The sequence below is a fragment of the Chryseobacterium caseinilyticum genome (genome assembly GCF_014837145.1).
Lineage (GTDB): Bacteria > Bacteroidota > Bacteroidia > Flavobacteriales > Weeksellaceae > Chryseobacterium > Chryseobacterium caseinilyticum.
This window is the reverse complement of the sequence record NZ_JACYFS010000004.1, coordinates 33,495-58,581: the sequence shown is the minus strand read 5'-3', so window position 1 is coordinate 58,581 and position 25,087 is coordinate 33,495. Positions and strand designations below refer to the sequence as shown.

Sequence of the window (25,087 nt, the reverse complement as noted above, 5' to 3'; positions counted from 1 at the left end):
TAATGTAGATGAAACAGGTATGTCCTGAAAGGACGTTATCAAAAGCATTGGGTGATGCCCAATGATAAAGTGAAAGAAATAGCAAACAAGCCCTGAAAGGGCGAAATCAGAACGTATCAAAAAAAAATCTTTGATTTTTAAAACTAATGTGTTCTTTATAGCAGTCGAATCATTCACTAATAAATAACTAATATGTCCAAAAAATCTTTTGTGACTTTTGTGGTTAATTAAACAGTCAAAAATGAAAATTAAAAATATAGTCAGTCTCAGTCTCCTCTGTTTTGCCTTCGGAAATCTTTCCGCACAAAACCCGTGGCCCAAAACCACCGAGACCGCAAAACCGTGGACCCGATGGTGGTGGATGGGAAATGCCGTTGACGAAAAGGGTTTGGATAAACAACTGACAACTTTAAATCAAGCAGGTTTTGGAGGTGTGGAAATCGTGCCGATTTACGGCGCAAAAGGTTTTGAAAAACAATATCTTACTTACCTTTCTCCGGAGTGGATGAAAATGCTGCAGTTCACGACCAACAAAGCAAAAAGCCTGAATATGGGCGTTGATATGTCGGTAGGAACAGGTTGGCCAATCGGTGGTCCACAAGTTGACGAACAGGATGCGGCGACAAAGATGATTGTTCAGACCTATACGATTTCATCGGGTGAAAAATTTTCAGATAAAATCGTTCTGAAAGATGAGAAACAGAAGAATTTAAAAACAATAAAACTTGATGTTGTCACGGCTTACAATGAAAAAAATGAAGCTGTAGTTTTAACGGATAAAATCAATGCTGACGGAACTTTAAACTGGAAACCTAGTTTAGGAAAATGGACGGTTTACGCGGTTTTTGTGGGCAAAACTTTACAAAAAGTAAAACGTGCGGCGCCAGGTGGCGAAGGTTACACTTTAGACCACTTTTCGCCGGACGCAACCAAAGATTATCTGAAAACTTTCGATAAGGCGTTTGGAAATTCCAACTACGGAATCAGGTCTTTTTTCAATGACAGTTATGAGGTTTATAATGCCGATTGGACGCCGGATTTTTTAAATGAATTCAAAAAAAGACGAGGTTATGATTTAAGTCCGTTCATCAAATATCTCGTGAGCAACGAGGAAAATGAAATTGCAGGAAGAGTAAAATCGGATTACAGAGAAACTCTGAATGAATTGATTTTAAATAATTTCACCAAAGATTTTACCAACTGGGCGCATTCCAAAAACTCAAAAAACACCAATCAGGCACACGGTTCGCCGGGAAATTTGTTGGATTTATATGCAGCAGTCGATATTCCCGAATCTGAAACTTTCGGAAGTTCGATTTTTGAGATTCCGGGGTTGAAGAGAGATACTGCGGACATTCAGAAATCAGATATGCCGGATTTTAATATGTTGAAATTTGCTTCTTCGGCAGCGAATGTGACAGGCAAAAAATTAACTTCCAACGAAACTTTTACCTGGCTGACAGAACATTTCAAAACCTCGTGGTCACAGGCGAAACCGGAAGTTGAACAAGTGTTTTTATCAGGAATCAACCACGTTTTTTATCATGGTACGACTTATACTCCAGCGGATTTGAAGTTTCCGGGATGGTTGTTTTATGCGTCGGTGAATTTCGTTCCTGAAAACAGTTTGTGGCCGCATCTGAAAGGATTAAATTCTTATATCGAACGCACGCAATCTGTTTTGCAAAGCGGAAAATCGGATAACGAACTGCTGATGTACTGGCCGATTTACGACCAGTGGGCGAGTCCGAAGGGGAAGGATGTTACGTTCAAAGTTCATAACGTGGAAAAATGGCTGGTGCCGACTCCGATGTACGAAAATATGAATAAGCTCAGTAAAATGGGGTATTCTCTCGATATGATTTCGGATAGAATGATTGGCGAATCGACGTCGCAAAATCAGAAAATTCAGGTTTCAAAGGAAGGCTCGGCTTATCATGTTTTAATTATTCCTGAACTGACGTATTTGCCGGAATCTACCTTAAAAAAAATAGTGGATTTAGCACAAAACGGCGCATCAATTATCTTTCAAAACGAACCAAAAGATATTCCCGGAAACTTTGAAGTGGAAAAAAGAAGAACGCAGTTAAAATCTTTATGGAATCAGATTCCGTTTCAAAACCAGTCCGGAAATGTAAAATTTGCTAACGTTGGTAAAGGAAAAATTGTTCTGAGTTCTGATGTTGCAAAAGCTTTGGAATATTTAAAAATTGAAAGAGAAAAACTGACTGATACGGGATTGAAATTCGTCAGAAGACAGTTCGATGGCGGAAAATACTATTACATCGTCAACCATACTTCAAAGGAAATCAATCAAAGTATTCCGTTGAATTTTGTTGGAAAACAAGTGACTTTTATGAATCCTGAAAATGGAGATTATGGACTTGCAGAGATTCAGAATAATTTAGTGAGGGTTCAGTTAAAATCTGGAGAATCATTAATTCTCAAAACTTCTGAAATTCCGGATAATTCAATTACAAAATGGAATTACACTGAAAAAATTGATTCATCAATTATCTTAGACGAGCCTTGGCAACTCACTTTCAAAGAAGGCGGTCCAGAACTTCCGAAGACCAGAACTTTAGACAAACTTCAGCCTTGGACGAACTTCGCGGAAGATGCTTCAACCCTAAGTTTTTCCGGAACCGGAGTGTACACGACGACTTTAAAATTAAAAAAGAAAAACGCCGACGATTATCTTCTGAAATTCGATAAACTCTATGAAAGTGCTCGAGTGATTGTCAACGGTCAGGATGCCGGAATTGTCTGGAGTCTGCCTTTTGAAATCAACATCGGAAAATATTTGAAGAAAGGAAAAAATACCATCCAAATCGAAGTCTGCAACCTGATGGCCAACAGAATCCGTGATATGGACCAGAAGAAAATCCAGTGGCGAAATTACCACGAAATTAATTTTGTGAATATTAACTATAAGCCGTTTGACGCATCCAACTGGAAAGTTCAGCCTTCCGGTCTGGATGGAGAAATTCAATTAATTCCAATTCATTATTCGAAATAAAAATTAATTATGACTAAAAATATCATAAAAACATTAGCATTAGGAACTTTGCTGACCTTCAGTTTTTCCAATGCTCAGCAAAAACCGAAAGTAGTTTTAGACAACTTTTTCAACAACGAAAAAAAGGAAAATAAAGAAACCAAAGTTCTGGAGTCGTGGCATTACACGTGGAACGACACCAGCAACGGTGGGTTTTCTCTGTTGGGAGAAATCTTCACAAAACAAGGTGCAGAAATCAGTACTTTGACGACGGCCCCGACCAAAAAAGATTTGAAGAATACCAATATTTACATCATTGTAGATGCCGATATTGACAAAGAAGCGTACGGCGGAAAGGCGAATCTGATTGACCCGACCAGCATCAAAAACCTGACAGATTGGGTGAAAAAAGGTGGTGTTTTGGTTCTGATGAGCAACGATAACGGCAATTCAGAGTTCGAACATTTCAACAAACTGGCTGGCGAATTTGGAATTCATTTCAACGATGACAGCTACAACCGAGTTCAGAAAAGAGAATTTGAGCAGGGAAAAGTGATGGTTCCAGCCGGAAACGAAATTTTCGCTGAGCAGAAATTATATATGAAGGAAGTGGCAACGGTTTCCGTGAAAAGTCCGGCGAAAGAATTGCTTTCTGCGGAAGGCAAAAACATCGCAGCCATCGCAAAAATAGGCAAAGGAACTGTTTTCGCACTAGGCGACCCGTGGTGCTACAACGAGTATATCGACGGCAAAAAACTTCCTGCAGATTTCACCAATTATCAGGGAACTGAAGAGTGGGTGAAATGGTTGTTGAAACAGACTTCTAAGAAATAATTTTTTTAAGTGCAATCGGTTGAAGTTGTGTAGCAAGATTTATTTGGGCAGCTTACTCCGCCTGTAGTTAATCCTGAGCTTTGTCGAAGGACTCCCGCTTTTTTGCTCGTCGATCCTCCTCACAAAAAGAGCTCCGCTTAAGTCGGGCTGCGAGAGATTCACCGTTCAAAATTGCTTTTAAATTTTGAAAAACCCTGAAAGGGCAATATCAAAAGCATTGGGTGATGCCCAATGACAGATTAAAGGAAGATTTCACACAGCCTTGAAAGGGCAAAATCAATTAAATGAACCTTTGGAAAACGGCAACCATTAACCAAAACTTATAAAATCAGAATTATGAATGTAAAATTCAAATTTATTTTAGGTGCAATTCTTTTTTCAGAACTCCTGTCAGCACAACGACAAATGGAATATCTGAAACGGGGAATTGTTGCCATACCTTCAGATTCAGGTGTTTTTGTGAGTTGGCGTTTGCTTGGCACAGAAGCTCAGAATACTCATTTTGATTTGTACCGGACTGAAAATAATTCAACCAAAAAGCTGAACGAAAAACCACTTTCAAACGAAACTAATTTTTTAGATAAAACCGCTGAAAAAGCAAAAAACTACACTTATTTCGTCAAATCAAATACTAAGGATAAAACGGTTGATACTGATTCTGCAAACTATGTCGCGAATCAAAAACCTTATTTTTCAATTCCTCTAAAAACGCCAGCAGGTTATACTCCAAACGACGCTTCTGTAGCCGATTTGGACGGAGATGGCAAATACGAAATCATCCTTCATCAGACAGGAAGGTCGAAAGACAACAGCCAAAAAGGAGAAACCGACCCGCCGATTATTCAGGCGTATAAAATGGATGGCAAGCTTTTGTGGGAAATCAATTTAGGCAAAAACATCAGAGAAGGAGCGCATTATACACAATTTTTAGTCTACGACTTAGACCAGGACGGAAAAGCTGAAATTGTAATGAAAACCGCCGACGGAAGCAGAGACGGAAAAGGGAAATTCATTGGCGACCCGACAAAAAATTACGTCAACGAAAACGGAATGATTCTCTCCGGACCGGAATTTCTGACTGTTTTTGACGGAGAAACCGGAGCAGAAATTAACACCGTCAATTATGAAGTTCCAAGATTTGCAGGCAGTTTAAATCCAACCGACGAACAAATGACAGAAACCTGGGGCGACGCGAAAGGAAACCGACTAGACCGATTTTTGGGAGCTGTTGCTTATCTGGATGGCAAAACGTCGAGTGTGATTATGTCGAGAGGATATTACACCAGAACGGCAATTGCAGCCTGGGATTATAAAGATAAAAAATTGAGTCTTCGTTGGCTTTTTGATACCGAAAGCTCAGAAGAAAATAAAAAATACCGTGGACAGGGAAATCACAATCTCAGCATTGCGGATGTCGATAACGACGGAAAAGATGAAATTGTTTTCGGGGCAATGACCGTTGATGACGACGGAAAAGTGTTGAACAGCACAGGTTTCGGTCACGGCGATGCTTTGCACGTTGGAGATTTAGACCCATCCAATCCGGGATTGGAAATTTTTGATATTCAGGAGAGGTTTGATGATGCAGGAGCGCATTTCAGGGACGGCAAAACCGGGAAAGTTTTATGGAAATTACCATCAACTGTTTACAGTGAATCCAGTAAATTTCAGGGCCCGGGGCGAGGTTTGTCATTAAATATTGACCCTCGTTACGAAGGTTCGGAATCATGGGCTGCAGGAGCTGGATTGAAAGGAGTTTATAACACGAAAGGAAAAAAAATCAGCAATAAAAATCCGCCAGCCAATATGGGAATTTATTGGGACGGTGATTTTTTAAGCGAAATTTTGGATGGAACAAACGTATCAAAATGGGACTGGAAAAAAGAAAAATCCAACCTGATTTTTGATGCTAAAAGTTTCCAGTGTGAATCGAATAACGGAACGAAGAAAAATCCGGCTTTGGTGGCTGATTTATTCGGAGACTGGCGTGAAGAGGTGATGTACAGAACGGCCGATAATCAGGAACTGAGAATTTTTTCTACAACAATTCCAACGAAACACAGGCTGTACACTTTGATGCATAATCCGCAATATAGATTGAGTATAGTGTGGCAAAATGTTGGGTACAATCAGCCACCGCATACCGATTATTATTTGGATGAATCGATTAAGGAAATGCCTAAACCGAATGTTGTAACTATAAAATAGATTTACTGGAAAGATTTTAACCACAAATCGAAGATTCGACGAAGTCAAAATCACAAAAGATTTTAAACACATTGGTAATTTGGAGTTTGTGATTTGACCTTTAAAGAGAGCACATCAGTTTCGAAAATCAAAGATTTTCACATTAGCCTTAGTTAAGCGAAGCGGCTTCGTGAAACAAAAAAAAATTTAAATAAAAACTCTGTGAGCTTCGTGTTCAAAAAAATAAAAGTATTATGAAAATAAAGTTCATGCTGCCAATTTTAGCTTTGATTTTAATTATCGGAGCGTCATTTCAAAAACTTCAGGACAGACCTGTTCTTTACATCATAGGAGATTCGACCGTACAGAATGGTTCTGGGAAAGGTGCAGACTCACTTTGGGGATGGGGAAGTTTTATGAATTTATTTTTAGATACAGCAAAAATTGAGATTCAGAATCATGCGAAAGGTGGCAGAAGCAGCAGAACTTTTATCACAGAAGGCCGGTGGCATTCGATTATGAAAACCACTAAAAAAGGCGATTATGTTTTGATGCAGTTTGGTCATAACGATGGCGGCGAACTGGCCGATACTTTAAGGGCAAGAGGTACGATAAAAGGAATTGGAGACGAGTTGAAAGATATCTACAACCCTATCCGTAAAGTGGACGAAACGGTTTATACTTACGGTCATTACATGAGAAAATACGCAAATGAGGCGAAATCCAAAGGTGCAATTCCCATCATCGTTTCACCAATTCCAAGAAATAAATTTGATGAGAAAGGTAAAATTGAAAAAGACCAATACGGAATCTGGGCTCAGGAAGTTGCCCAACAAACCGGCGCTTATTTTTTAGATTTAAATACAATGGTCATCAAAAAATATGAAAAAATGGGAGCCGAAAAAGTAAAAGCCTATTTCCCAAAAGACCATACGCATACCAATGAAGCAGGCGCCATTTTCAATGCTGAATTGGTAGCGAAAGGTATCAGGGATTTAAAGAAATGTGAACTTAAGAAGTATTTAAAATAACGAAACAATATTCTAAACGCTATGGGCGCAAGGATTTTTTAATCATTATGAATATTTTCCGTTCGCAATGGCACTCCGTTCAGCAAATGTTAACAGAAGCCATCGTTGAGTGAAACGCCTTTGCGAACTAAAAAATCAGCAGAGAATTAATAAATGCATAGCGAACGTTGCGTTTAAATCTTATAATTAGAGAAAAATAAATATATAATACTTATGAAAAAACTGTTAACAACAGGTTTTTTTGCACTGATCATCGGAGGATTGACTTCCTGTTCGGTACAGAAGAATGCTTCAGCAAACAAAGTGGAAATTCCCAACAAAAAAGAAGTTTTGGAGGTTTCAAGAAGAGCAAACCAATACTTTATGGACAAGTGGCCGGATACCAAAAAGGACATCGTTGGTAAGAAAGTCTGGCCAAGTAATCTCTGGACGAGAGCGGTATACTACGAAGGTTTGATGGCGCTTCACTCTGTAGATCCAAAGAAAGAATATTACGATTACGCAATGTCTTGGGCAAACAATCACAAGTGGGATTTACAGCGTGGAACATACACCCGAAACGCCGATCATCAGGCTTGCGGACAGACCTATCTCGACCTTTACGAAATCGACGGAAGAAAACATCCTGAAAGAATTAAAAATGTAAAAGCTGCGATGGACAGCATGATTGCCACTAAAAAAGTAGATGACTGGTGGTGGATTGATGCCCTTCAAATGTCGATGCCGATTTTTACTAAATTAGGTAGAATCACAGGCGAGCAAAAGTATTTTGACAAAAATTACGAAATGTATGCATATACAAAATACAAGCATGGCGGAAACGGTTTGTATAATCAAGCCGATAAAATCTGGTGGAGAGACAAAGATTTCGTACCGCCTTACAAAGAGCCAAATGGTGAAGACTGTTACTGGAGCCGTGGAAACGGTTGGGTAGTGGCTGCGTTAGCAAAAACGCTGCAAGACACGCCTAAATCTGATCCTCATTATAAAGAATATCTGCAGGATTATAAAGATATGTTGGCAGCTTTACTTCCCATCCAAAAGGAAGATGGGTTCTGGAATGTGAGTTTACACGATCCAAACAATTTCGGTGGAAAAGAAACAACAGGAACTGCACTTTTCGTGTATGGAATGGCGTATGGCGTGAACAACGGATTAATCGACAGAGCTACTTATCTACCCGTTTTGGTTAAAGCATGGAATGCAATGGTCAAAGATTCTGTTCAGCCTAACGGATTTTTAGGCTGGGTTCAAGGAACTGGAAAAGAGCCGAAAGACGGTCAACCTTTAGCTGTAGATAAAGTTCCTGATTTCGAAGATTATGGATTAGGATGTTTCCTGCTTGCGGGTAGTGAAGTTTATAAATTGAAGTAGTTTTTAGCTCGCGCAGATCAAGGTGATTTTGCAGATCTTTAAAATATAAGTCTGCTCAAACCTTCAAGGTTTCTAAAACCTTGAAGGTTTTTTTATGAGATAGTTTCATGCATCTGTGCTTTAAACTTTCTCATCATGAGAAACCCTAATCGCACACATTGAATAAACTTTCTCATAAGAGGGAAACCTTGCCGCACCCGTGTGATGAACTTTCCCCTAAAGTAGATTGTATGTTGCAAACGTGCTTTAAACTTTCCCTAAAACTGTCTTTAAAAATAAAATACTAATCTTTTTAACACGAAATCACCCATCATCAAACATCCATAGATCAAACCTAACGGGTTTTCAAAACCCGTTAGGTTTTTTGTTTTTTGGATGAAAAATTAATTGGAAGTCAAACGCATTTTTGAAATGGATTTTTACTCTAAACAATAAAAAGAGCTCTGATTAATTTTCAGTTTTAATCTAAATTCCAGAATGTCACAATATTTAGGGCAAATTTTAAAAGTTTTAAGAATAAAATATTATAGATAAAATTCATTAAAACAACAACTTAAACCAAAATTTGTAAATCGTGTGAATTTTATTATTTTTCAAAATCATCATACATGACACTACAAGACGCGCAATCGGTTACATCTTGCTAATTTTCAAATTCAATCAATCAGAAAAATTATGAACGCACTATTAGGAGTACTATTTCATTTCCTCGGAGGCTTTGCTTCGGGCAGTTTTTATATGCCGTACAAAAAAGTAAAAGGATGGCAATGGGAAACTTTTTGGTTGATTGGAGGAACTTTCTCTTGGATTATCGTTCCGCCGTTGGCTGCATTTCTTACGATTCCTGATTTTTGGGAAATCATTCAGAATGAAAGTTCGGCTATTATAGGATTTACATTTCTATTTGGGGCACTTTGGGGAATTGGTGGTTTTATGTATGGATTAGGAGTTCGTTATCTGGGTGTCGCATTGGGAAGCAGCATTATGTTGGGGCTTACGATGGTAATCGGTTCACTATTGCCTTCTATCTATTATGAATTTAATCCTGAAGCAGGAAAAGACAATATCGGTTTAATGTTTTCCAGCGATTGGGGAAAAATGGTTCTTTTAGGACTTTTGGTCTGCGTTGTCGGAATCATCATCAGCGGAAAAGCTGGTGTTATGAAAGATAAAGAACTTCAGACAGATGCGATCGATCCTCACGGAATGGAAGTAAAGACGGAATATAAATTTGGTTTAGGATTGATCGTTGCGATTATTTCGGGAGTTTTAAGTGCCTGTTTCAATTTCGGATTGGAAGCTGGAAAACCAATGGCGAATGTTGCCAATGAAGCATGGAAATTGGCAAATCCAAATCAGGGAGAATTTCTTTTTCAGAATAATGTAACGTATGTTGTTGTTCTTTGGGGCGGTATGTTGTCGAATCTGATCGGTTGTCTTTATCTTTCATTTAAAAATAAATCATATTTAGATTATACCAAAAAGAGTGTTCCTGTCGTAAAAAACATCATCTTCTGTGCGTTGGCAGGAACGATGTGGTTTTTACAGTTTTTCTTTTACGGAATGGGAGAAAGCAAAATGGGGAACGGCCCAAGTTCATGGATTTTGCACATGGCATTTATTATTTTAATAGCAAACCTTTGGGGCGTGATTATTAAGGAATGGAAAGGCGTTTCCAAAAAAACAATCACTACCATTTCATTGGGAATGTTTGTACTGTTTATTTCTATATTGATTGTAGGATACGGAAATTCAATAAGGTAATGGCAAGGAAAGCATTTAAAATGTTCCTCAACAAAAGCGCTGAAGCTGAATACAAAAAACGTCATGAGGAAACCTGGCCAGAAATTAAAAACTTGCTCAAGGATGCAGGAGTTTCAAATTATTCAATTTTTTTGGATGAAGAAACAAATGTATTATTTGGTGTTCTGGATTATGACGATGAAATCAGATATCAGAACATTCCATTGCAGCCAATAATGCAGAAGTGGTGGGATTACATGAAAGATTTAATGGAAACCAATGAAGACAATTCACCGAAAAGCGCGGATTTACAGGAAGTTTTTTATTTAAAATAAAAAAACACAACAGGAAATTTCATATTCAGTTAACATATTTTTTAGAGTTCAATTTAGCTATTGATGGGCAACTAAATTTTTTAGTTGCCTTTTTTATCAAGTCTTATGCCAATAATTGAAATTGTTCAGGAGAAAACATGATAAATATCAGCACAGGTATGGTTGTATAAATTTAAATATTTCTCGCTATTTAATGATTAAATTAACAATAAATTCATTTTTAAATAAAATAATATATAAATTATTAAGAAAAATTATAAATTTTATAATGCAGGATATGGCAGGATGCTAAAACATTTGTAAGAATGTACTTTTCAAACATAATTCAATGTAAATAAAAATTAATATATGTCTATCAAAGTTAAACACAAGAATTTTAAGCCACTCATGGCGCCGCTGTTTTTGCTGGCATCAGGTCTTATGTTTGCACAGCAGAAAGCAAATGATTCTGTAAAAACAGACAATACAAAAGACATCGAGGAAGTTGTGGTAATCGGATATGGAAAGGTGAAAAAATCTGATCTTACCGGTTCTGTCGCTTCGGTTTCTGCAAAAGAACTGGCGGCGACTCCCGCAATGAACGCTTTACAGGCTTTGCAGGGTAGAGCCGCAGGTCTGAATATCGTGACATCAGGCGGAGCTCCCGGTGCTGGTGCCAACGTTACCATCCGTGGTGGGGCATCCATCACTTCGGGTACTTCTCCTTTATATATTGTTGATGGTTTCCAGCTTGATAATGCGTTGAACGTAATCAACCCCAACGATATTGAAAGTATTGACATATTGAAAGGGCCTTCAGCAATCGCCATTTATGGTGCACGTGGTTCAAACGGTATTATCATTATCAAAACGAAAAGCGGTAAAAAAGGTAGAACCGTAATTAATTATAATTCTTTCATGGCATTTGATATGCTTTCGAAGAGAATAGATATGATTTCAAACTCTGAGCAGTTTGTAAAATATCAGTATGAAATGGCTCAGCTGCAAGGTAAAACCACGCAGTGGAGTAACGTCTTCGACAACAGTTTAGGTACCGACACGCCTGGTTTCTATACCGGTGTTTTCAACAGAATTTCAAACCGTTACGGAAATGCAAGTGCTTTAGACTGGCAGGAAAAAATGTTGGGAAGTACTGGGATGACGCAAAACCATAACGTAAACTTCTCTACAGGAAACGAAAAAACCCAGGCTTTTGTAAGTTATAACTACAACAAACAGGATGGTTTGCTCCAAAACTACAGCGAGACGAGAAACTCATTGCGTGCCAATATCAATTCAGAGTTGAAAAAAGGCTTTAGAGTAGATTTCAGCACCATGTTTACTTCAAACTCTACCAATGGTGGAGGTGCGTACAGTGGGATCAAAAAAATCCTTCTTCAGCCGATCACCGGAGGGACACTTTTTACAGATGATGAGCTGTACAACACGCAGACTTTCCCGGATTTTTCAAGTTTAGATTCCGGATATGATACCGAAAACCCTTTTGTAGAGACCAATGCGTCTACTTCAAACAACCGCTCAAGAACGTTTTTGGCTAATATGGGATTGGAAGTTGATTTCCTTAAAAACTTTACTTTCAGAACCGCAGGGCAATACCAGTGGAGCAACAGTAAATCTACATCTTTTTCAGATGAAAACTCAAGGGCATTCCTCACAGATCCTGTAAATACGGGGATCAATGGAAGCATAGGAAACAGTGAGTCTTACAGATATCAGATTACCAATACCGTAAATTATACCAATACTTTTGGCGAAAAGCACAAAGTAAGTGCTTTGGCAGGGCAGGAAGCTGTCTATTCTCAGTCTGAAAGCAACAGCATGAGGCTGATAAAATTCCCTATTGCGAATTCTGGTCTGGATGATATTAGAAATGCAACTGTACAGGATAAATCTGCTGGCAGAGGTACTCCAAATACCTTACTTTCTTATTTCGGGAGAGTAAATTATACTTATGACGACCGTTATTTGGTAACAGGTACCCTTCGTTATGACGGTTCTTCGAAATTCGGAATTGGGAGAAAATGGGGGCTGTTCCCTTCGGCTGCTGTAGCCTGGAGACTATCGCAGGAAAATTTCTGGCAAAACTCTAAGATCTCTAATGTTATTAATGATGTGAAATTCAGATATGAATATGGGGTAACAGGAAACAATGATGTTGACAGTAACATATTTTTCACCAACATTGTACAGACAGATTATCCAATCAACAACACACCGGGAAATCCTGCTTACGTGCCGGGAACCAACCTTGGAAATAAAAACGCAAGTTGGGAAGAGTCTCAAAACTCAAACTTAGGGATGGATTTGGCGTTATTTAACAACAGAATTAAATTAACCGCTGAAGTATATGATAATAAAGTAGTCGGAATGCTTTTAAACAGCGTTTTTCCGGCGTCTACAGGGTATGTAAGACGGGTTGAGAATATCGGATCAATGACCAACCGTGGGATGGAATTTACATTAAATACCGTCAACTTTAAAAATGCAGGATTCAGATGGACTACCGATTTGAATTTCTCTGCAAATAGATCTGAAGTATTATCACTCGAGAAAAACCAGCCCAATAAAACATTCTCTGTGGGTGGAAACAGAACTGGTGTCGTTACCTATTACGCTACAGTGGGTGAGCGTTTGGGAGATATGTACGGGTATGTTTATCAGGGAGTTTATACAACAGATGACTTCCTTGTGAATACTGACGGTTCTTTTGGAGCTCTGAAACCAGGTGTTGTAAAACCGGCTACAGGTACCGCAAGACCGGGTGATATGAAATTTGCCGCTGACAACGAAGCAGGTGATCAGTTTACCAGAAAATTGCAGAAAATCGGAAACGGTACACCGGATTTCTTCGGAGGTTTTCAGAACAATTTCTCTTATAAAGGCTTTGACCTTGCGGTATTTATGAAATTCAGTGTAGGCGGCGACATCTATAATGCAACAAAGCACAGTTTAAGCCCGTATGCTCTATATCAAAACGTGCCAACCGAATTTGGAAGCAATTATTACCGTTTGATTGATCCTAATACCGGGCAAATTACCAATAATATTCAAAGGTTAAAAGAATTAAATCCAGACGAGGGTTCACGTACATGGAGCTTAAGCAATGCTAATTCTCAGAATATTACCTATCCATCATCATATTATGTGGAAGATGGTTCTTATTTAAGAATTGCGCAGGTTACTTTAGGATATAGCTTCGAAAGAGAGTTTTTGCAAAATGTAGGATTGTCGAACGCTCGTATTTACTTAACTTTGAATAACTTGGCGACAATTACCGGATATTCGGGATACGATCCTGAGGTTTCATCTGCAAGTGGGGTTGCTGTGACACCGGGCTTTGATAATTCTGCCTATCCAAGATCAAAAAGTTATGTTTTGGGAATCAATTTAACATTCTAACTTATTTAAATTTAAATATCATGAAAAAATATACTTTTGTAAAAAGCTTGCTGGTCATCCCTTCTTTGGTGATTGCCACTCTATTCGTTAATTCTTGTAGTGAAGATTTTCTCGATCAGCCTTCCTACACAGCTATAGATACCGAATCGGCATTTAAAGATTTGCCAACTGCAGATATGTTTATACAGGGATGTTACAGAGCTTTAGTACCTACTGAAATGTATTATCAGATGGGGGCAGGCGATACCGTAATGCACTCAGCTGAAGATGGCTCTACCAACAATTCAAAATACAATATCTGTAATTACAAATACGACGCTTTTACGCCCAATACACTTACGGGTATTTACTCTACAATGTATCAGTCTATTGAAAGAACAAACATTGCTATCAGTAGATTGTCAACACTGGAAGTGAGTGCTAGACGGGATGCTTTAATTGCGGAGGCTAAAGCAATCAGAGCATATTGCTACTATAACTTAATAAGAGTCTATGGGGATGTTCCTGCTGTTTGGTTGCCTCTCGAAGAACTGGATCCTAACGACCCGAGTACTTTATACCCAAAACGTGCTTCACGTGACGAGATTTATGATCATATCATCGCAGATCTTCAGCAATCTATTCCGGCAATGCCAACTTTAGGCCAGGCTGGTTACCCTACCACAGAAAGATTAACAAGACCTGCAGCCAATGCTCTTTTAGCGAGAATCGCACTGTATGCTGGTGGATATTCACTTCGTTGGCCTTTAAATACTTCTACACCAGGTACAATGTCCCGTCGTCCCGATAATGCAAGGGTACAGCAACTGTATCAGATTGCAAACGATGCATGTTTAGCTGTAATCAATGGAGGTCAAAACTCTTTGATGCAGGCCTCAGGAGGTAAAAGTGGTTTCGAAAGTCTTTGGTTCAACTTCTGCAGAAGAAACTTAAGCACGCTGAATCAGGAAGTGATGTTCCAGATTGCTCAGTTTGGGCCTAATACCAATGGCGGATTCGGAGTGTATGCACACCCGGGTAGTCGTGGTGGTGTTTATGGATCACGTAAAGCTTTACAGTTTTTATTGCCAACGTACTACCTGTCATTCGCTCCGGGAGACACCAGAAGAGATGTATCTTGTACTTCTTACAGTATCTATTTCTTAAATGGCGGTGCAGCTACTGATACCTGGGTTGATGTAGGAACTACATTTTCATGTATTATGCCGGGGAAATTCAGAATTTCTTGGTGTGTAGAGCCTCAGGCTGCAGATTCACGTAACCTGAATGTACCTTTGATCAGATATGCTGATGTACTTTTGATGTTTGCAGAAACTCAGAATTATTTAAATAATGGTCCTACAGCAGCAGGTATTGCAGCATTACAGCAGGTCAGAAACCGTGCAGGTATTGGCTCTATGGCAGTTCCTTCAGGGCAGGCTGCTTTCGATCAGGCACTTGTTCAGGAAAGAAAATGGGAATTTGCAGGAGAGTTTAACCTTCGTACAGATTTAATCAGAATGAACAAGCTTGAAAGCGAAATCCTGGCTACAAGACAGGCTATGAAAGATCTTTCAAACAAAACAGGTGCTTATGCCAACACGCCGACACTTCGTCTTTACAAATATCATAAAAATAATCAGGTTTACGGAGATCCGTTCTTGGCGGTTACGTATATTGATTTAACGAACCCAGCTCAGATTGCCGCTGCCTCAGCAGTTCCTACAAGTTCTGCAAACTATGCAGCCTTCCAGACTACGCTTAAAGGAATTGCAGCAGCAAACGGGCAAACCTCTACAACTGATGATAAATGGTATCCTGCAAGAATGTTTGAAGCCTATACAAGTACATTCAACGGAAACTCAAGAAAGGCAGTAGGATTTACAAGTGGTTTCAATGTACTTCAAATCGGAGCAATCATTTATACTAAACCAACCGGTTCGGCCGAAAATGGCGGAACGTATCCAAACTGGATTGAAGGTGGTGGTGACGGTTTATTCTATGGTTTTGTACCGAATAAAACAGAATTATTACCGTTCGCAAACCAAGCTGCCGGTCATCCAATGATTGATAACCCTAACCTTACACAGTTGCCTGGTTATTAATTTGAAAACAATGTAATTTAAACATTATAAAATAAGCAGTAAAAAGCAGCCCTGTGCCATAAACAAGTTATCGCTTTGGCTGCTTTTTTAATTTTAAGCAAAGTTCATTTTTAGTTAAGTTTTTAACTTTTTGTCAAAGTGCCAAACTTCAGTTTATTTGAATAGTCGCAATGTCAAGTGAAGCTTATAGGAACCTGATACCGATATTATACCGATTGCTTGTGTTTATAAAGTGACAAAAACGGCAAAATTGACCTTTATTCTTTCAGAATTTCTCTGATACTGCTTTGATTTTTATTACCTGTTTAAATTTTTATCCGCTCAATCACAAACTATTAATTATAAATTACTCTTCACGATTGTCATAAACATTTAATCTGATTTTAAATTAAATGTTAATTATTTTCTAAAAGAAGCATTCAGCAGTATAGTACGGGATGCTGTAAATTAGATAACAGTCTAAATTTGAGTAAAATTCAGAAACAAAAAGAAAACAAATGGAAAACGTAAAAACATTTAAATACGTAGATTATTTATGGGACGAAGAAAAAGCTGCATCATTTGGCGACGACCAGGTGGCTTTATTTTTATACCGTTCAAACATATTAGGAGCAGACCTTAGAATTACCAATTATGGTGGTGGTAACACAAGTTGCAAAACCATCGAAAAAGATCCTTTGACCAACGAAGAAGTTGAGGTAATGTGGGTAAAAGGTTCAGGTGGAGACATCGGAACGCTTACCAGAAAAGGGATCGCCGGATTATATACGGAAAGATTAAGAAATCTAAAAAATGTTTACGGAGGTCTTGCAGACGAAGACAGAATGGTTGGTTTATTCGACCACTGTATTTTTGATCTTGAAAGCAAAGCGCCTTCTATTGATACGCCACTTCACGGTTTACTTCCATTCAAACATATCGATCACCTTCACCCGGATGCATTAATTGCAGTAGCTGCCGCTAAAGACAGCGAAGCGATTACCAAAGAAATCTGGGGAGATACAATGGGCTGGGTTCCATGGCAGCGTCCCGGTTTTGATTTAGGTTTACAGTTGGAAAAATGTTTAGCCGATAATCCAGGAATCAGAGGAATCGTTTTGGGAAGCCACGGTCTGTTCACATGGGGAGACACTTCTTACGAATCTTACATGAACAGTCTGGAAGTAATCGAAATGGCTTCTGAATATATCGCTAAAAAAATCGAAGAAAAAGGACAGGTTTTTGGAGGACAGAAAGTAGAATCTCTACCTGCTGAAGAACGTAAAAACAAAGCTGCTCAAATCATGCCTTTGTTGAGAGGTTTAGCATCTTCTGAAAACAGAATGGTCGGTCATTTCACAGACAGCGACGTTGTTTTGGAATATATTAATAGCAATGATTTAGAAAGACTGGCTCCGCTTGGAACTTCTTGTCCGGATCACTTCTTAAGAACAAAAATTCAGCCTTTAGTGTTGACTTTAGATAAAAATGAAGATTTAGGTGATTCGAAAGCTATTTTAGAAAAATTAAATCCACTTTTCGAACAGTACAGACAGGAATACAAAGACTATTACGAAACCTGCAAACATCCAAACAGCCCTGCAATGCGTGACCCGAATCCGGTGATCATCATCTACCCGGGAGTTGGAATGTTCAGTTTCTCAAAAGATAAGCAGACAACGCGTGTTGCGAATGAATTTTACGTGAATGCAATCAACGTTATGCGTGGCGCAGAAGCAATTTCTGAATACACTTCTCTGCCAAGACAGGAAGCATTCGATATCGAATACTGGTTATTGGAAGAAGCGAAGCTTCAGAGAATGCCAAAAGAAAAACCACTTTCGAGAAAAGTTGCTATCGTAACCGGAGCAGGTGGTGGAATCGGGCAGGCAATTGCTGACAAAATGGTTCAGGAAGGTGCAGTCGTTGTTTACACAGATTTAAATCAGGAAGCAGTAGAATCTGTAACAGCAAAATACAGCAAAGATCAGGCTGTAGCCGTGACTTGTGATGTGACCAGCGAAGAGGCAATCGCGAACGCTTTCAAAGAAGCTGTTTTAGCTTTTGGTGGAGTAGACATTATCGTGCATTCTGCAGGTTTGGCTATTTCTAAATCTTTAGAAGACACCACTACAAAAGACTGGGATTTACTGGAAAATGTTTTGGTAAAAGGTCAGTTCTTAATGGCGAAAAGTGGTGCTGAGGTTTTGAAAAAGCAAAATTTAGGTGGAGACATTGTAAGCATTGCAAGTAAAAACGGATTGGTTGCCGGACCAAACAACGTAGCCTACGGAACTGCAAAAGCAGCGCAACAGCACATGACAAGATTATTGGCAGCAGAATTGGCAGCTGATAAAATCCGTGTAAACGTTGTAAATCCTGACGGGGTTATCGTTGGAAGCAAAATCTGGGAAGGTTCTTGGGCAGAAGGCCGTGCAAAAGCCAACGGAATTTCTGTAGAAGAATTGCCTGCATTTTACGCAAAAAGAAATTTATTAAACGAAATTATCCTTCCTGAAGACATCGCCAACGGAGTTTTCGCTTGTGTTGCGATCTTAGATAAAACCACAGGAAATATCATCAATGTAGATGGCGGAATGGCGAATGCTTTCCCAAGATAATATTAAAAATTTAACCACAAAAGGCACAAAGTTATTCAAGTTATTATTCGGATTCTGAAAAGATCAAATAAGGATTACCGAAATTTGTTGAATTGAAAAGACAAGGCTTATTTGAACTTTAATGCGCAAAACATTAAAGCTAGAAATTTTCAGGAAAGCTTTTGTGACTTTTGTGGTAAAAATAAATTTAAAAATAAATCATGATTATAGGAAAAGATATCATTGAACAACACAATAAAAACGAAGTTGAAAATTTTAATTCAGACTTCGCATATTTATCAGATAAATTAACAAAATCAGGTTCAGACGTTACTGAAATCGTTAACAAAATCGCCGATTTTCAGGTGGCAATTCCAAGCTGGGCTTTAGGCGCAGGTGGAACCCGTTTCGGAAGATTTTCTTACGGTGGCGAACCTGCTGTTTTGGAACAGAAATTAGATGACGTTGGATTGCTTCACGCACTGACTCATTCTGCTGGAGCGGTTTCACTACACATTCCATGGGATATTCCTAGTGATGTAAGTGCTTTGAAAGAAAGTGCAGCATCTCACGGACTGATCTTTGATGCAATGAATTCAAACACATTTCAGGATCAGCCGGATGCAAAACATTCGTACAAATTCGGTTCTTTAAATTCTGCAAACGAAGATTCGAGAGCTTATGCTGTTGAACACAACAAAGAAGTAATCAGAATCGGAAAAGAATTAGATTCGAAAAGCTTAACCGTTTGGTTGGCTGACGGAGCAAGTTTTCCTGGACAGCTGAATTTCCAGACTGCTTTATCAAACACTGAAAAAAGCTTAAAAGAAATCTACGCAGGAATGCCGGAAGACTGGAAATTGTTCATCGAATACAAACCGTACGAACCGAATTTCTACTCAACAACAATTCAGGATTGGGGAACTTCTTTCATGTTGGCAAACGCTTGTGGCGAAAGAGCTTTTACTTTAGTTGATTTGGGTCACCATTTACCAAACACGAATATCGAACAAATTGTTGCAACATTGATGTACAAAGGTAAATTGGGTGGTTTCCACTTCAATGACAGCAAATATGGTGATGATGATTTGACGGTAGGTTCTATCAAACCTTATGCTTTATTCCTCATCTTCAACGAATTGGTGTACGGAATGGAAAATAATAAAAACAATCCTTATCCGGCTTGGATGATTGACGCAAGTCACAACATCAAAGATCCTCTGGAAGATTTATTACAGTCTTTGGAAGCCATCTTAATCGCTTATGCTCAGGCACTTTTGGTTGATCAGAAAGCTTTAAAAGAAGCACAACTTAATAATGACGTTGTTGCGGCGCAGGATATTTTGCAGAATGCATACAGAACAGATGTCCGTCCGTTGTTAAAAGCGGCAAGACTGCAGACTGGCGCGGCTTTAGACCCGATCGCTGCTTACAGAAATTTAAAGGTGAGAGAAACTTTGATTTCTGAGAGAGGCTGGGCAAAAGCAACCGGATTGTAAGATCCGTTTTAATTTGATAATTACTTTCAGGTGCAATCGAAAGTTTAATTATATATCCTTAATTATTACCGTTAAAAGTGTTTAGGATTAATAACTAAACACTTTTTAATGGTTTTTAAAATTTATACATTCGTATTTCCTTGCCAAGTAAAATTCCGAAACTTCGGGACGAACTGAAGATATGCAGGAAAAGTTAAAGAAAAATCTTTACGCTCTTTGCGTTAAAAGAAAAAATTTTAAACTGATTCTAAATCAAATTTTGAAAGAAACTAATTCCCATTTATAATAAATCATTAAATTCATCTCAGGAATGTCCAAAAAAAAGGTAACCATCGTATTTGATATTGGAAAAACCAACAAAAAGTTTTTTTTATTTGATAAAAATTACAAAGAAGTTGTGCGTGAATATACCGAACTTCCCCTTACCACCGATGAAGATGGTTATCCCACAGAAGATTTGGCAGCATTGCAAAACTGGATCAAAGATAACTTCAATGCCATTCTCGATGATGAAAATTTTGAAGTAAAAGCCATCAATTTTTCTACGTACGGAGCGAGTTTTGTGCACCTTGATCAGAAAGGAAATGTTCTGACGCCTTTGTACAACTACACCAAACCAATGGATCAGGATATTCTTGATTTATTTTACGAAAAACATGGCAGCAAACTGAAAATTGCCCGCGAAACAGCATCTCCACAAACCGGAATGTTGAACTCAGGACTGCAGTTATTCTGGTTAAAATACAAACATCCGGAAGTTTTCAAAAAAATCCGTTACAGTCTTCATTTACCACAGTATTTATCGTATTTATTTACCGGAATTTGCGTTTCTGAATTTACCTCAATCGGCTGTCATACCAACCTTTGGGATTACGACAAAGCAGATTATCATGACTGGGTTTATGAAGAGGGAATTGATGCATTATTGGGACCAATTGTTCCAACCTCTGCAAGCATCAACACGTCTTACAGAAATAAAAAAATTAAAATCGGCGTTGGAATTCACGACAGTTCTTCCGCACTGTTGCCTTATATTTTAAGTAAAAAAGAACCATTTTTACTGCTTTCAACAGGAACATGGAGTATTTCTTTAAATCCATTCAACGATGAAAGTTTAACGGATGAAGATATCGAAAACAACTGTCTGAACTACATGCGAATTGACGGAAAACGTGTGAAAGCATCCCGTTTTTTCATGGGAAATGAGTATAAAATTCAGGTTGAAAAACTGTGTGCGTACTATGGAAAAGAATATGGTTTTCACAGAGAAGTGCAGTTTGATCAGGATCTGTACCTGCGTCTGATGAAAAACAAAAACATTTATTTCCGTTTTGAAGGGATTATTTTAAAAAGAAAAATGATTACCGCAACAGATTTAAATTCATTTGAAACTTTCGAAGAAGCCTATCATCAATTAATGATCGAATTAATGGATTTGCAGATTCATACGATTACCAATGCGATCGGAAATTCAGAAATAAAAAATATTTATATCGACGGAGGCTTCACAGATAACGATGTTTTTATGAAACTAATGTCGCACCATTTCCAGCATTACAATGTGATGTCTACCCATTCTCCGTTGGGATCGGCTTTGGGTGCATCAATGGTGATTTCAAACAAAAAAATAGACGAAACTTTTTTACAGCAGCATTATCAGATGAAAGTGCTTCAGCCTTTAATTCTTAATTTATAAATTTTGTTGGAAGCTGGAAGTCAGATGCCGGTAATAAAAACAGTAATTTAGTTTTTAACATCAAATTAAACATCCATCACCCAACACCCAACATCCAACATCTAACAACAAACTATGTCCTTTCCATTTGATACCAACTACGCTTCTCTCGAATTGCTGATCGAAAAAGCAAAAAAGAAAATGCCCCGTTTCGCATTCGAATATCTGGATGGCGGCTGTAACGAAAATATCAACCGCGATAGGAATACAAGCGAATTGCGCGATGTTCTGCTTCGTCCGCAATATCTGAACAACAATTACACGGAAGCCAATATGGAAACGGAATTATTCGGTGTAAAATATTCTGCTCCGTTCGGAATCTCTCCCGTTGGTTTACAAGGATTGATGTGGCCCAATGCCCCTGAAATTTTAGCAAAAGCAGCTTTTAAGCATAATATTCCTTTTATTTTAAGTACGGTAACGACGAGCAGTATCGAAAGAATTGCCGAATTAACCGAAGGAAAAGCATGGTATCAACTCTATCATCCAAGAGAAGAATGGTTGCGTGACGATATTCTTGATCGTTGTGAAGCTTCTGGGTATGATGTTCTGTGCGTTTTATCGGATGTTCCCACGTTCGGTTACCGGGCAAAAGAGATTAGAAACGGTTTGGCGATGCCTCCACAACTGAATTTCAGAAATGTTTCGCAAGCCTTAGCAAGACCTGAATGGTGTCTTGAAATTTTAAAACATGGCGTTCCGAGTTTTAAAACGATGGAAAAATACATGGACAAAAACATGAATGTGAAACAACTGGGACAGTTCATGAATTCCACTTTTTCCGGCAGATTAAATTCAGACCGAATCAAAGCCATCCGCGATAAGTGGAAAGGAAAACTGGTCATCAAAGGCGTGGCTTCCGACGAAGATGCAGCAGAAGCAGTTCGTTTAGGTTTTGACGGAATGATTATTTCCAATCATGGTGGAAGGCAGCTTGATGCAGGAGAATCTACTATTGCTGTAGTAAAAGAGATCAGCGAAAAATACAAAGGTCAAATTAAAATTATGATGGACAGTGGCGTAAGAACCGGTCCGGATGTTGCCCGTGCTCTGAGTTGCGGTGCAGAATTTACCTTTATGGGTAGAACATTTATGTATGCTGTTGGTGCTTTAGGTGACAAAGGTGGCGATCATATTATTGAAATGCTAAAAATGCAGTTCAGACAGGTGATGGAACAGGTTTGCTGTGATACGCCAGAGCAATTGCAGAAGTTTAGGGTGAAGTAGTTTGAGTGGGAAGCTGAGTGATGGAAGCTGGAAGTTTTTAAGTTTTCATTGAAAGATCTTTTATCTAAATACAGCTTTACAGAATGCGAACCACCAATTTTCATATTAAAAAAAGTTCTTATTTTGTAATGAATGAAAAGCTTAGTGAGCTTGTATAAGTGAAACGGCTTTGTGTAACTTAAAAGCAGATAGTATTTAAAAATTCTTTGTGCACTTTGCGTTGAAATAAAATATTTTGAATAATCATAGCAAAAAAAATACAGTTCGGTGAATTGTATTTTTTGTTTTATAATACTATTTTAATCAATATGCAAAGAATGTTTTCAAGCTTTGCGAATCAAATTTATTTGCCTTAGCTTTCTAAAAAATATGCAACATTAAAATAATCTTTGCGTTAAAAACAATTTGTGTAATGTTTGAAAAATTATTGCATATGTATTTTTTACCACAAGGAATACAAAGATTTTTCACAAGGTTCACAAGCTTTGTGTTTATAGTGAAATGCTTAGTGTTCTTAGTAGTAAATCACATCGTGAAAACAAAAGATAATCAAAAACGAAATCATTTAAAAACCAAATTACTGTCATGAAAAAATTCCTCATATTGCTCCTCATTATTTATTCAGTTTTTACCTTTTCTCAAAACAAAAAACAGGAAATGCCATGGTCAAATGGAGCGCTGCAGGTCAGCTCTAACAACAAATATTTGCAGCACAAAAACGGAAAACCATTTTTCTGGTTAGGAGAAACCGGATGGCTTCTGCCGGAACGTACTGATCGGGATGAAGTAGATTTTTATCTGAGTCAATGTGCAAAAAACGGATTCAATGTCGTTCAGGTACAGACCATCAATGCCGTTCCTGCGTTCAATAAATACGGACAGCCTTCAATGACTGACGGTTTTGATTTCAGCAACATCAACCAAAAAGGCGTGTATGGATATTGGGATCACATGGATTACATTGTAAAAACAGCCGAGAAAAACGGAATTTACATCGGGATGGTCTGCATCTGGGGCGGCTTGGTAAAAGCAGGAAAAATGGATGTAGATCAGGCAAAAAAGTACGGACAGTTTTTAGCAGAGCGGTACAAAGATTCGCCCAATATCATTTGGTTTATCGGAGGCGATATGAGAGGCGACATCAAAACAGAAGTCTGGCAAGCTTTGGCCAACAGCATAAAGTCCGTTGACAAAAACCATTTAATGACCTATCATCCTTTTGGTGCTACGAGTTCGGCAGATTGGTTTAACAGTGCCGGTTGGTTAGATTTCAATATGTTCCAGAGCGGTCACAGAAGATATGGACAGCGGAAAGGTGACGGTGAAGCGAAAAAAATTGCCGATACCGAAGAAGATAACTGGAGATATGCCGAAAAAGCACTTTCGATGAAACCTTTAAAACCCATCATCGATGGCGAACCTTCCTACGAAGACATTCCACAGGGACTTCACGATGCCAGCGAACCACGATGGAAAGATCATGACGTGAGAAGATATGCATACTGGTCTGTGTTTGCGGGTTCTTTTGGGCATACGTACGGCCATAATTCTATTATGCAGTTTTACAGACCAGGTCTGTCGCCTGCATACGGAGCTCAGCGTGCGTGGTTCGACTGTCTTAATGATGCAGGTTTTACGCAGATGCAATATTTAAAAAATCTAATGCTAAAATTTCCATATTTTGAAAGAATTCCAGATCAAAGTATTATTAAAGGTGAAGTGGGTGAACGCTACGAAAGACTTATTGCTACCCGCGGAGAAGATTACCTGCTCGTCTATAATTACACCGGAAGAAATATGCAGATCGATTTGTCGAAAATCAGTGGTAAGAAGAAAAAATGCTGGTGGTACAATCCAAGAACCGGCGGGTACAAATACATTGGCGAGTCTGATGGAAATAAAATTTTGCAGATTACTCCTGAGAAAGAAAACGGAGAGGCTAAAGATTTTGTTTTTGTGGCGGTGGATGCGAGTAAGAATTATCTGTGAACTTCAGCATTTTTTTTGAGGATGTCTGAACCGGTATTATAATTATAAACAGAGGCATAAGAGAAGAAGTTAC

At 38.5% G+C, this 25,087-nt stretch carries 14 protein-coding genes; all 14 read left to right on the top strand.

The features are described 5' to 3' along the window. The first annotated feature begins 241 nt into the window (after window positions 1-241). The 14 genes from IC610_RS13125 to IC610_RS13060 all read left to right on the top strand — a co-directional run bounded on the left by IC610_RS13125 (window position 242) and on the right by IC610_RS13060 (window position 25,014). Window positions 242-3,019, top strand: a complete 2,778-nt coding sequence (locus tag IC610_RS13125; protein WP_191737278.1) for a glycosyl hydrolase — start codon at window positions 242-244, stop codon at window positions 3,017-3,019. A 9-nt stretch (window positions 3,020-3,028) separates the two neighbouring features. Continuing rightward, entirely contained in the window at window positions 3,029-3,832 is an 804-nt protein-coding gene (locus IC610_RS13120) for a DUF4350 domain-containing protein (RefSeq protein WP_191737277.1), read from the top strand. 336 nt (window positions 3,833-4,168) lie between these two features. Beyond that, window positions 4,169-6,040, top strand: a complete 1,872-nt coding sequence (locus IC610_RS13115) for a rhamnogalacturonan lyase (protein WP_191737276.1) — start codon at window positions 4,169-4,171, stop codon at window positions 6,038-6,040. 233 nt (window positions 6,041-6,273) lie between these two features. After that, on the top strand, window positions 6,274-7,050 hold the full coding sequence (locus tag IC610_RS13110; RefSeq protein WP_191737275.1) for a rhamnogalacturonan acetylesterase: 777 nt from the start codon (window positions 6,274-6,276) through the stop codon (window positions 7,048-7,050). Between the two features lie 213 nt (window positions 7,051-7,263). After that, window positions 7,264-8,424 carry a glycoside hydrolase family 88/105 protein gene (locus IC610_RS13105; RefSeq protein ID WP_191737274.1) on the top strand — a complete coding sequence of 387 codons (1,161 nt, stop codon included), beginning with the start codon at window positions 7,264-7,266 and terminating at the stop codon, window positions 8,422-8,424. 675 nt (window positions 8,425-9,099) lie between these two features. Further along, complete coding sequence (rhaT, locus tag IC610_RS13100; protein WP_191737273.1) at window positions 9,100-10,188, top strand: L-rhamnose/proton symporter RhaT; 1,089 nt, start codon at window positions 9,100-9,102, stop codon at window positions 10,186-10,188. Then, window positions 10,188-10,502: an L-rhamnose mutarotase gene (gene rhaM, locus IC610_RS13095; RefSeq protein ID WP_191737272.1), complete on the top strand. Its 315-nt coding sequence runs from the start codon at window positions 10,188-10,190 to the stop codon at window positions 10,500-10,502. Before rhaT ends, rhaM begins: the two co-directional genes overlap by 1 nt. A 348-nt stretch (window positions 10,503-10,850) precedes the next feature. Continuing rightward, entirely contained in the window at window positions 10,851-13,901 is a 3,051-nt protein-coding gene (locus tag IC610_RS13090) for a SusC/RagA family TonB-linked outer membrane protein (protein ID WP_191737271.1), read from the top strand. Between the two features lie 20 nt (window positions 13,902-13,921). Next, window positions 13,922-15,985, top strand: coding sequence for a RagB/SusD family nutrient uptake outer membrane protein (locus IC610_RS13085; RefSeq protein WP_191737270.1), 2,064 nt, complete (start codon window positions 13,922-13,924; stop codon window positions 15,983-15,985). Between the two features lie 497 nt (window positions 15,986-16,482). Continuing rightward, a complete protein-coding gene (locus IC610_RS13080; RefSeq protein WP_191737269.1) occupies window positions 16,483-18,585 on the top strand; it encodes a bifunctional aldolase/short-chain dehydrogenase in 2,103 nt (700 codons plus the stop codon). 200 nt (window positions 18,586-18,785) lie between these two features. After that, a complete protein-coding gene (locus IC610_RS13075; RefSeq protein WP_191737268.1) occupies window positions 18,786-20,063 on the top strand; it encodes a sugar isomerase in 1,278 nt (425 codons plus the stop codon). A gap of 310 nt (window positions 20,064-20,373) precedes the next feature. Then, window positions 20,374-21,759 (top strand): FGGY-family carbohydrate kinase, encoded by a 1,386-nt coding sequence (locus IC610_RS13070; protein WP_191737267.1) that lies wholly within the window; start codon window positions 20,374-20,376, stop codon window positions 21,757-21,759. A 114-nt stretch (window positions 21,760-21,873) separates the two neighbouring features. After that, window positions 21,874-23,025 carry an alpha-hydroxy acid oxidase gene (locus tag IC610_RS13065; protein WP_191737266.1) on the top strand — a complete coding sequence of 384 codons (1,152 nt, stop codon included), beginning with the start codon at window positions 21,874-21,876 and terminating at the stop codon, window positions 23,023-23,025. 585 nt (window positions 23,026-23,610) lie between these two features. After that, the gene (locus IC610_RS13060; protein WP_191737265.1) at window positions 23,611-25,014 is read left to right on the top strand and encodes a glycoside hydrolase family 140 protein; all 1,404 of its coding nucleotides are present in this window, start codon (window positions 23,611-23,613) and stop codon (window positions 25,012-25,014) included. The last annotated feature ends 73 nt before the right edge of the window (window positions 25,015-25,087 follow it).

Bases quoted from the DNA above. Each gene is read 5' to 3' on its own strand.
- IC610_RS13125 (WP_191737278.1), top strand. From the start codon at position 242: ATGAAAATTAAAAATATAGTCAGTCTCAGTCTCCTCTGTTTTGCCTTC.
- IC610_RS13120 (WP_191737277.1), top strand. From the start codon at position 3,029: ATGACTAAAAATATCATAAAAACATTAGCATTAGGAACTTTGCTGACC.
- IC610_RS13115 (WP_191737276.1), top strand. From the start codon at position 4,169: ATGAATGTAAAATTCAAATTTATTTTAGGTGCAATTCTTTTTTCAGAA.
- IC610_RS13110 (WP_191737275.1), top strand. From the start codon at position 6,274: ATGAAAATAAAGTTCATGCTGCCAATTTTAGCTTTGATTTTAATTATC.
- IC610_RS13105 (WP_191737274.1), top strand. From the start codon at position 7,264: ATGAAAAAACTGTTAACAACAGGTTTTTTTGCACTGATCATCGGAGGA.
- rhaT (WP_191737273.1), top strand. From the start codon at position 9,100: ATGAACGCACTATTAGGAGTACTATTTCATTTCCTCGGAGGCTTTGCT.
- rhaM (WP_191737272.1), top strand. From the start codon at position 10,188: ATGGCAAGGAAAGCATTTAAAATGTTCCTCAACAAAAGCGCTGAAGCT.
- IC610_RS13090 (WP_191737271.1), top strand. From the start codon at position 10,851: ATGTCTATCAAAGTTAAACACAAGAATTTTAAGCCACTCATGGCGCCG.
- IC610_RS13085 (WP_191737270.1), top strand. From the start codon at position 13,922: ATGAAAAAATATACTTTTGTAAAAAGCTTGCTGGTCATCCCTTCTTTG.
- IC610_RS13080 (WP_191737269.1), top strand. From the start codon at position 16,483: ATGGAAAACGTAAAAACATTTAAATACGTAGATTATTTATGGGACGAA.
- IC610_RS13075 (WP_191737268.1), top strand. From the start codon at position 18,786: ATGATTATAGGAAAAGATATCATTGAACAACACAATAAAAACGAAGTT.
- IC610_RS13070 (WP_191737267.1), top strand. From the start codon at position 20,374: ATGTCCAAAAAAAAGGTAACCATCGTATTTGATATTGGAAAAACCAAC.
- IC610_RS13065 (WP_191737266.1), top strand. From the start codon at position 21,874: ATGTCCTTTCCATTTGATACCAACTACGCTTCTCTCGAATTGCTGATC.
- IC610_RS13060 (WP_191737265.1), top strand. From the start codon at position 23,611: ATGAAAAAATTCCTCATATTGCTCCTCATTATTTATTCAGTTTTTACC.